We start from the raw sequence: 9,768 nt of genomic DNA, 5'->3' as shown, positions 1-9,768 counted from the left end.
ACAAGGTCTTTAATTTGCTTGGTAAAGATGCTGGTTTCAATAAATAACATGGACTCTTTATACGTCAATGGCGTATTTGAATTTTAGCAGTTTCCATAACAAAAAACGAGAGCTGGTAGCTCTCTGTTATTCCTAAGTAGAAATGTCCTACCTAATAACCAAATAGAAATGTCCTATATGGACATTTCCAAGTCAAGCACAGGATTTAGATTTCTTTGTTCAATAACAGCTTTCTGAGCTTTACGACTCGGCATACTTTTCTTGGCACGGGAACTTTTATTTTGTTTTTCCAACTCTTCATGTTGTTGCTGGATATGGGCCAGAACCGCACCTAATCTTTTATTCTCAACTACTTCATTCTGCTGCAGTCTAGCCAGTTTATTGAAAATACTGTAGTTGATCTTCCGTCCTTCATGCATGATCGCTACAGTGCCATCCGGGTACTCCAGAAATGAAATGTATTGCCCAACAAGCTTATGATTTAGCTCTGTCGGTTCAAGCAGATAAATACACTTGTCATACGTGATGGTGAGGTTCTTCGTGACCTTACGCGGTTCCTGCCAGGTGAATATATCCTCCAGCTCAGCATCAGATTCTGTTAGCGGACGATGTAAGTTCTATGAATTTCGCGCACACTTGGCAAACTTCTGGTTGAACTGCTCAATAAAGCAGGGTAGCCAGGCATTGGCTTTGGCAATTGAACTGATGCCTTCCAGACGCATCTCCTTGATCAAACGGTCTTGAAGGGTTCTATTCGCGCGTTCTACGCGACCTTTAGCCTGTGGTGAGTTGGCAAAGATAATATCAATCTTTAACTCATTCAGAATCCGGCCAAATTGCGTGATTTTGCTGTCCTGGCTCGATTTCTGGTTCACTCGGAATACCGAATGTTTATCGCTATATATAAAAGGCCAGAGGCTTGCCGTATTGTTCAATGTAGACTCGGGGGAAAGAATATAGTCAAAGGTCGTTTCCGTCTCACAAAAGCGTAGATGTAACAGCTTTCTAGTGGCATCATCGAGATAAACCAGCAAGCAGCATTTCGCGGAACGGCCTTCAAACCAGTCATGATATGAGCCATCAATCTGGATCAGCTCACCGAAGCAATCCCGGTTATAACGTGGCTGATATGGACGTTTAAGGCGCTTGGATCGTGGAATCCAGAGGTCATTGCCGTCATCCAGCTCCGAAGCGTTTCTAACGGGATATTCAGGTCAAACATGCTGCTGAGTTTTTCATGCGCCAAGTTGGGTCCAAATCCAACCAGATGTTCAGGAATAATGGAAAGACATCTTGATTTTAATAAATAAAACACTCGTATTAATTTTCATTCATTTTTTTAGTTGCTTTATAGATACCAAATCGTTTCACCCCAATCACTTTCCTGTCTTAAAAGTATTTCACCTTTCGCAAAGTAACGTTATCGCGATTGATTTGCAGGACTCCACTAATTGAGGTAAAACGAAAGTGGGTTGATTATGTCAATCAATATCGGCGCGGTAAAATGGAGCAGTTGAACGTGGTAAGGCTTGATGACCACGTATTTGATCCGCGATTTTCTCAGCCATCATAATGGTGGTTGCATTTAAGTTACCTGTGATAATCAGCGGCATAATCGACGCATCAACAACACGTAAATTTTGCATCCCATGTACACGACCTTGTCCATCGACTACCGCCATATCATCTTCGCCCATTTTACAACTACAGGATGGATGATAAGCAGTTTCAGCGTGATTTCGCACAAATTCATCTAATTCAGCATCGGTACTCACATCTTTTCTAGGGCTGATTTCTTCGCCTCGATAAGGATCAAGTGCAGGTTGGTTCATAATTTCACGAGTAATCCGGATAGCGTCACGAAATTCCTGCCAGTCTTGTTCGGTCGACATGTAGTTAAATAAAATACTTGGATGGTCGAAAGGGTTTTTAGATGTCACATGTACTCGACCGCGTGAAGGTGAGCGCATCGAACCGACATGGGCTTGGAAGCCATGCTCTTTGACGGCATTACTGCCATTATAGTTAATTGCAACAGGCAAGAAGTGGTATTGAATATTTGGCCAAGCAAACTCTTTGGAGGATCGAATAAAGCCACCTGCTTCAAATTGATTGCTTGCTCCAATCCCTGTTCCGTTAAACAACCACTCTGCACCAATTGCAGGTTGGTTTTGCCATTTTAAAGCAGGGTAGAGAGAAACAGGTTGCTTACACTTATATTGTAAGTACATTTCTAAATGGTCTTGCAGGTTTTCACCGACACCCGGTAAGTCATGCACCACTGGAATGTCGAGAGACTGAAGTAAAGTACTTGAACCAACACCCGAACGTTGCAAAATTTGCGGTGATGCAATCGCTCCAGCACAGAGTAGGACTTCTTTATTGGCATAGACCTGAAGTAAGTTGTTTTGATTAGCACCTTGAATATATTCAACACCAATCGCTTGTTTGCCATTGAACAAAATTTGATTGGTCATGGCATGGGTGATAATGGTTAGATTCGCTCGACCTTTGGCCATATCTAAATAGCCACGTGCTGTGCTTGAGCGTCGACCTTTGGGGGTCACGGTTCGATCCATTGGGCCGAAACCTTCTTGTTGATAACCATTTAAATCATCAGTGCGTGGATAGCCTGCTTGCACACCTGCTTCAACCATGGCATGGAATAAAACATTATTGTCTGCTTTAGGCGTGGCGACAGAAACAGGGCCAGCATCGCCATGATAGTCATTGCCACCAATATCACGGGTTTCTGCTTTTTTGTAGTAAGGCAGACAGTCGGCATAGCTCCAATTTTCAAGGCCTTTCAAGCTAGCCCATTGTTCTAAGTCCATGGCATTACCACGGATATAGCACATGCCATTAATGAGGGACGAACCGCCTAAGCCTTTACCGCGACCACATTCCATGCGGCGGTTATTCATATGAGGTTCTGGGTCGGTTAAATACGCCCAGTTATAACGACGACCTTGCAAGGGATAGGCTAAGGCAGCAGGCATCTGAGTACGGAAGTCGATACGATAATCGGGACCACCTGCTTCGAGTAAGAGCACGGAAACATCTGGGTCTTCGGTTAAACGAGCAGCCAGTACATTACCTGCTGAACCTGCGCCAATAACAATATAATCGTAGTGTTGAGAATGCATAATGATCCTTTTTCTATGGCAGGGCCACGTTGCATGAGAACGTGGCCACATGTTGAGTTGAGGATGAAAAAAAAATAAAAAGGAAGTAGGGATTTAGCTAGCTAAAATTCAGACTTTAAAAAATACTTTGGTATTCGCCTAGTTCAACTTGAACCGATTTGATGCGGGTATAGTGTTCAAGTGTGGTAATGCCATTTTCACGTCCGACCCCTGACTGTTTATAACCACCCACAGGCATTTCAGCAGGGGATTCGCCCCAAGTATTGATCCAGCAAATGCCTGCCTCAAGCTGATGAATAATGCGATGAGCTTGGGAAATATCTTGTGTGACCACACCCGCAGCTAAACCATAACTGGTGTTGTTGGCACGTTGAATAGCTTCTTCAATACTGTCATAGCTTAAAATGCTCATGACTGGACCAAAGATTTCATCTTGCACAATGTGCATGTCGTCATGACAGTCGGTGAACACGGTAGGTAAAACATATGCGCCCTGAGCAAGTGCTGCTTCAGTTCCACGTTGTCCACCAATCAATAAAGTCGCACCTTGTTGTTTGCCTGACTCAATATAAGACAAGACTTTTTCCATATGCGGAAAGCTGACTAAAGGTCCAAAGTTGGTTTCAGCCTGCATCGGGTCACCTATGCGGATACGTTTTACACGTGCAATCACAGCCTGTTCAAATGCAGCCTTGAGGGTTTGTGGTACAAATACACGGGTGCCATTGGTACATACTTGACCTGAGCTAAAGAAGTTCGCCATTACCGCAATATCGGCTGCGCGATCAAGGTTGGCATCTGCACAAATAATGAGAGGTGATTTGCCACCGAGCTCCATGGTGACTTCTTTGAGACTAGAAGCCGCAGCACTGGCCATAACCTTTTTACCCGTTGCCACACCACCTGTGAACGAAATTTTTTGAATGTCGGGGTGTTCAGTCAACCATTGACCCACTTCAGCACCAAAACCTTGTACCACGTTGAAAACACCAGCAGGTACGCCTGCTTCAGTGTAGATCTCTGCCAACTTTAAGGCGGTAAGAGGGGTCACTTCGCTAGGTTTAAAAATCATGGCATTCCCTGCGGCGAGAGCCGGAGCTGATTTCCAAAGTGCTATTTGGATTGGATAATTCCAAGCACCAATCCCTGCCACTACACCTAAAGGTTCACGGCGTGTGTAGAAAAAACTACTTTCACGTAGTGGTACTTGTTCACCTTGAATGGCCGTTGCAAGTCCTGCGTAGTACTCTAAAACATCTGCACCAGTGACAATGTCCACAGTAGAAGTTTCACTGAAGGCTTTCCCTGTATCGAGTGTTTCAAGGCGAGCTAACTCGTCATTACGTGCGCGTAAAATATCGACTGCACGACGTAAAATACGGGCACGTTCGACCGCTGTTTTGGCAGCCCATTCACGCTGCCCTTGTACAGCACTTTGCACTGCTGCATCGACATCAGCTTTGGATGCTTGCTGAATAGTGGCAATGACCTGACCTGTAGCAGGATTGATACTGTCAAAGGTTTGATCACTGGTGGCATTGAAATATTGTCCGTGAATATAAAGCGAGTGAAGCTGTACATCATTCATTTTGTTGTTCCTGCCGTATCTGTTGAATTAAGCGAAGTTGCATATCGACATAGTCGTATGCAATAGAACGTGCCAAATCACGATCAAATGCTTGATGACCACTTAAACTCCCACGTAACCATAAGCCATCAATCAGTGCTGCTAACCCTTTAGCGGCTTGGCTTGCTTGTGACTTCGGCATGAGTTGCAAGAAATGAAACTTCAAATTTGAATAAAGACGTTGGTCATTAATTCTTTGCAGTCGACCTAAGTCGGGTAGGTGCATACTGGCAGACCAAAAATCCAGCCAAACCCGCATAGCAGTGTTGTTGACCTGACTGATGTCAAAGTTGGCATCAATAATGGCTTTGAGCGAATGTTCTGGACTGGGCTGCGCCACCTTTACTTTATAACTCGCCGTGGTCTTGGCTAAGACATTGAGCATTTGACGCATGCAACTGTGTATGAGACCTTGTTTATCACCAAAATAATGACTCACAATGCCGGTAGAAAGCTGTGCTTTTTTTGCAATTTGAGCAATGGTGGTATTGGATAAGCCCACTTCATAAATGACTGCATAGGCAGCATTAATGATTTCTTCACGGCGCTCATGCTCAGGTTTTACTCTACGTTTATTCATGACAATCCAAAACAATTTGCCTTAAATTTAAAGGTGTTAGATTCAATAACTTACATGGAAAGCATCATAGCATTTTTTTATAATACTCATTATTGATTGAACGTTCAATCAATAATGAGTACACTTATGGTTAAATTCAAAGCAAAGTACTGCTAAATTGCTTTGGATGTTCCACATAACTGTTTATTTATCAAAAGGATGTAACATAAGGGTTTAATTGCAGAACATCATTCAGAAAAGTGAGCTGATGAGCTATAGGTTTACGGTTTTATACTTTTTTCGAGTTGAGAAAGCTCTTATAGTCATTTTGAGGGGAGATATGTGTAGGATTCCTATCAAAATATCAATGAACAAGGGTGGCTCACATTTTAAAACTGTGTAGAAAATGCACCTCATAATTGATTTAGACCTTCGGGTTTAAAGAAGATAGCGTTTTTATTTCTGATAAAAATACTGTCGTTTTCGTTAGTCGATTTTTAAGCTCTCGACCACGAGAAGTTTAAAAATTGTCTTTTGTCTTTTTTATTTACTTTCTTGAGGATTGTATGGCAACAGATAATCCAAGAGCAGTTGATGATCAAACATTAGCGCCTAAAGACCGTTTAAATGGTGTGGTCTTTTATATTTCAGCTCTCATTATTTTAATTTTTTCTGTTACCACCATTTTGTTTAATGACTTTGCTAACCGAACCTTAAATATGGTTTTGGCTTGGGTGAGTTCAACTTTTAGTTGGTATTACTTACTCGCAGCGACCTTGTATATGGTCTTTGTGATTTTCATTGCCTGTTCTCGCTATGGCAATATCAAATTAGGTCCCAAACATTCCAAACCTGAATTTAGCCTTTTAAGTTGGTCTGCAATGCTGTTCTCAGCTGGGATCGGCATCGATTTGATGTTCTTCTCGGTGGCGGAACCTTTATCTCACTATATGCATCCACCTGTGGGTGAGGGGCAGACCCTAGAGGCTGCACGTCAAGGCATGGTGTGGACGCTGTTTCACTATGGTCTAACGGGATGGTGTATGTATGCCTTGATTGGCATGGCATTGGGCTATTTTAGTTATCGCTATAACTTACCACTGACCATTCGATCTGCTTTATATCCGATCTTTGGTAATAAGATTCATGGGCCGATCGGTCATAGTGTCGATACCGCTGCGGTCATCGGTACTATTTTTGGTATTGCTACGACCTGCGGGATTGGGGTAGTACAACTGAACTATGGCTTACATGTGTTGTTTGATTTACCTGAAAACCTTTGGATGCAAACCGCATTAATTGTGGTTGCGGTGGTAATGACCATTATTTCAGTGACTTCAGGGGTGAATAAGGGACTGCGAGTTCTCTCCGAGATTAATATTTATGTTTCTGTCGGCTTGATGCTGTTTATTTTGTTCTTAGGCAATACCGAATTTTTACTGAATGCTTTTGTGCAAAATATTGGGGACTACATTAACCGTTTTCCAAGTATGACTTTGGAAAGTTTTGCCTTTGAACAACCGAAAGAATGGATGAACAGTTGGACATTGTTCTTTTGGGCATGGTGGGTGGCTTGGTCACCATTTGTAGGTTTGTTTTTAGCACGGATTTCACGTGGTCGAACCATTCGTGAGTTTGTTAGCGGAACTCTCATTATTCCTCTGTTTTTCACACTCACGTGGTTATCAATATTTGGAAATAGTGCACTACATAGTGTGATTTTTGATGGTAACTTAGCCCTTGCACAGAGTGTGATTGCAAATCCTGCACATGGTTTTTATGACTTACTGGCTCAGTATCCATGGTTTCCGTTTATTGCAGGTGTAGCCACAATTACTGGCTTACTATTTTATGTGACCTCGGCGGACTCTGGTGCGCTGGTGTTGGGTAATTTCACCACTCAATTTACCAATGTCGATCATGATGCACCGCGATGGTTGAGTGTATTCTGGGCCATAGCGATTGGTTTATTAACCCTTGCAATGTTGATGGCTAACGGGATTACGGCACTACAAAATGCCACAATCATTATGGGGTTGCCGTTTAGTTTTGTGATGTTCTTGGTCATGGCAGGTTTGTATAAGTCATTGCGTTTAGAAGACTATCGACAAGCTAGTAGCAGTTTAAATGCTGCACCCGTGGTGGGCAATGTCGACATCCTCAACTGGAAAAAGCGTTTGTCCCGAGTCATGCACCATCCAGGAACAACTGAAACTCGGCGTATGCTCGATGACATCTGCCGGCCTGCGGTGATGGCGGTTGCCGAGGAAATGCAAAAACGTGGTATCGACATCAGTGTTCAAGAAAGTGCGCTAGAAGAAGACTCAAATCTATATCATTTAGATTTGATGATTCATTTGGAAGAAGAACAAAACTTTGTCTATCAAATTTGGCCAGTACGTTATATCGCTCCGACCTTTAGTGAACGAGGCAAACTGGGTAAACGCTTCTACTACCGTCTTGAAACTTATTTGTATGAAGGTTCTCAAGGCAACGACCTTGTTGGTTATACCAAAGAGCAAGTGATTAATGATGTGCTGGATCGTTATGAGCGCCATATGACCTTCTTACATATCAATCGAATCAGTCCAGGGAATCGTCCCTTATTTCCAGACCCTCAAGGATAATTAGGAGGAACCATGTTGACCTCATATTTACATGCTTTTGCTTTGTTTTTCTCATTGCTGAATCCGTTTTTAATGAGTATTTACATGATTGGCATGATTCGGAACTCCGAAGCTAAAGTGTTTAATAAAGCCTTGATTCAGGGCTGTCTCATTGCTTTTATAGTATTTATGCTGTTCGCATGGGGTGGGGAAGCGATTTTTAGTAAATATTTAAATGTACGCTTTGAAGCCTTTCAAATATTTGGTGGTCTGATCTTCTTGGTGATTGGTTATCGCTACGTGTTTCAGGGAGCAGATACCATTGGTGAAATGCGTGGTGCGCCTGAGCATTTGGCAGGAACCATTGCGATGCCTTTTATGATTGGTCCAGGAACCATCAGTGCTGCTGTGGTGACAGGTATGGCACTGCCAATCAGCGGCGCAGCGATGATTATTTTTCTGACTTTGGCGTTGACCTGTGGCTTGATGATTTTAATGAAATTTGCGCATGACCATTTGCGTTATAAGCATGCCAAATATATTGACCGTTATGTTGATATTGTCGGGCGACTGTCAGCCTTACTGATTGGGACTATTGCGGTAGATATGATTATTAATGGGGTTTTAGGTGTTTTAACAGAAACGTACTGACATACTCCCACCACTTTCGCTTAGCTTAAGTGGTGGATTCTAAAAGACAATACTCTTAGGCGACTTTTTTTTTGCGGATTTCACTTGTTTTTTGCTTAGTAGGTCGACCTTTACTACACATCTTCCAAAAACATAACTGTTAGTCCCACCGCCCACCGATGTGTCTGGCTGCAGATAAAGTTCGACCTGATGCTGTTTAAAATCAGCTGCGAAGATTCTGCTGGTTTTTTACTGCAAATTCATATTTAAATGATCATTAAGTATTGTGCTAATCTGGACAAACAGTTATTGCTCTTTAAGATGATTAATTAATCGTTCATAGTCATTTTTAGAAAGTTTACCAATGTAAGTTAATTTTGTCATATCAATTGGCAATTGATATGTCTGTACAGTATCAATCCATGATTTTTTACTTAGTCCAACCGATTTCCAATCTGTAATTTCAATATATTTACTTTTAATAAAGTCAGATTTATTGTCATATTGACTGCTTAAACGGAATACGATGTAGTCTTTTTTTGTTTGTCGAATATATAAAACAGGACGGGTTTTACCATCTGCTATGTCTGTAAAACCAACGTAAGCCCAATACAAGTCCTGTGCCATTAGTATCCACCATCATCATTTAAAAACTCTTGAGCAGATTTTGTATCGGATACTTTTACACTCGGAATATTATGGCTCAGGGCTATGAGCTGTGCTGTATTAAAATCATCATCACTTATTTGATTACTCACAGGAATTCGACCTGTTTTAGCAATTTCAGCCATAACCATACTAAAAACAGATGCAGGGGTTAGCCCAACTTTTTTGATTATGTACTCTGCTGATTCTGAGATTGCCTCATCCACAGTATATTGAACTCTTTTTTTAATTAGCGTAGACATTTAACACCTCTTAATCTTTTCAATGCCATTTTACGGCATAAAGTGACACCAAACAAGTAAATAGTAAGTGTCCATTCTTAATAAGAATTGGTGTCCAAGTAGCTGTTGATGTGCATCATAGACCGGACATTTTTATTGGTGAGAATATAGACACTTTAAATGGGTTCTAACAAATGCTGCTATTCACCAATTAAAATGTCTATGCGATAAACCATTTAAAATGTCCTGTTTTTAACTGCAAGAGTCAAGAACAGGATTTAAATATCTTTGTTCAATAACAGCTTTCTGAGCT

9 protein-coding genes are annotated in these 9,768 nt (G+C 41.8%); 2 read left to right on the top strand and 7 right to left on the bottom strand.

Annotated features, from left to right (window positions below; all coding sequences use genetic code 11):
* Positions 1-173: 173 nt before the first annotated feature.
* The 5 genes from DYI81_RS18000 to betI all read right to left on the bottom strand — a co-directional run bounded on the left by DYI81_RS18000 (position 174) and on the right by betI (position 5,353).
* Positions 174-419, bottom strand: coding sequence for a hypothetical protein (locus DYI81_RS18000; protein ID WP_171356380.1), 246 nt, complete (start codon positions 417-419; stop codon positions 174-176).
* 198 nt (positions 420-617) lie between these two features.
* On the bottom strand, positions 618-1,160 hold the full coding sequence (locus DYI81_RS17285; protein WP_228155379.1) for an ISNCY family transposase: 543 nt from the start codon (positions 1,158-1,160) through the stop codon (positions 618-620).
* A 321-nt stretch (positions 1,161-1,481) separates the two neighbouring features.
* Positions 1,482-3,146 (bottom strand): choline dehydrogenase, encoded by a 1,665-nt coding sequence (gene betA, locus DYI81_RS17280; protein ID WP_117008162.1) that lies wholly within the window; start codon positions 3,144-3,146, stop codon positions 1,482-1,484.
* Positions 3,147-3,261: 115 nt separating this feature from the next.
* Positions 3,262-4,734 (bottom strand): betaine-aldehyde dehydrogenase, encoded by a 1,473-nt coding sequence (gene betB / locus DYI81_RS17275; RefSeq protein ID WP_117008161.1) that lies wholly within the window; start codon positions 4,732-4,734, stop codon positions 3,262-3,264.
* Positions 4,727-5,353, bottom strand: coding sequence for a transcriptional regulator BetI (betI, locus tag DYI81_RS17270; RefSeq protein ID WP_117008160.1), 627 nt, complete (start codon positions 5,351-5,353; stop codon positions 4,727-4,729). Before betI ends, betB begins: the two co-directional genes overlap by 8 nt.
* A gap of 545 nt (positions 5,354-5,898) precedes the next feature.
* On the opposite strand from betI, the gene DYI81_RS17265 reads away from it, so the two are divergent.
* Together DYI81_RS17265 and DYI81_RS17260 are read left to right on the top strand one after the other, a co-directional pair.
* A complete protein-coding gene (locus DYI81_RS17265) occupies positions 5,899-7,959 on the top strand; it encodes a choline transporter (RefSeq protein WP_104442423.1) in 2,061 nt (686 codons plus the stop codon).
* 12 nt (positions 7,960-7,971) lie between these two features.
* A complete protein-coding gene (locus DYI81_RS17260) occupies positions 7,972-8,589 on the top strand; it encodes a MarC family protein (protein WP_104442422.1) in 618 nt (205 codons plus the stop codon).
* Positions 8,590-8,874: 285 nt separating this feature from the next.
* Here DYI81_RS17260 and DYI81_RS17255 read toward each other — a convergent pair whose 3' ends face one another.
* Both DYI81_RS17255 and DYI81_RS17250 read right to left on the bottom strand, forming a co-directional pair.
* Positions 8,875-9,195, bottom strand: a complete 321-nt coding sequence (locus tag DYI81_RS17255; RefSeq protein ID WP_104442421.1) for a hypothetical protein — start codon at positions 9,193-9,195, stop codon at positions 8,875-8,877.
* Entirely contained in the window at positions 9,195-9,476 is a 282-nt protein-coding gene (locus tag DYI81_RS17250) for a type II toxin-antitoxin system RelB/DinJ family antitoxin (RefSeq protein ID WP_035270626.1), read from the bottom strand. Before DYI81_RS17250 ends, DYI81_RS17255 begins: the two co-directional genes overlap by 1 nt.
* Between the last annotated feature and the right edge of the window lie 292 nt (positions 9,477-9,768).

It is taken from the genome of Acinetobacter sp. SWAC5, from assembly GCF_003419885.1.
GTDB classification, from domain to species: Bacteria; Pseudomonadota; Gammaproteobacteria; order Pseudomonadales; family Moraxellaceae; genus Acinetobacter; species Acinetobacter cumulans.
The sequence above is the reverse complement of the archived record's forward strand: the minus strand, read 5'-3'. Positions and strand labels throughout refer to the sequence as shown.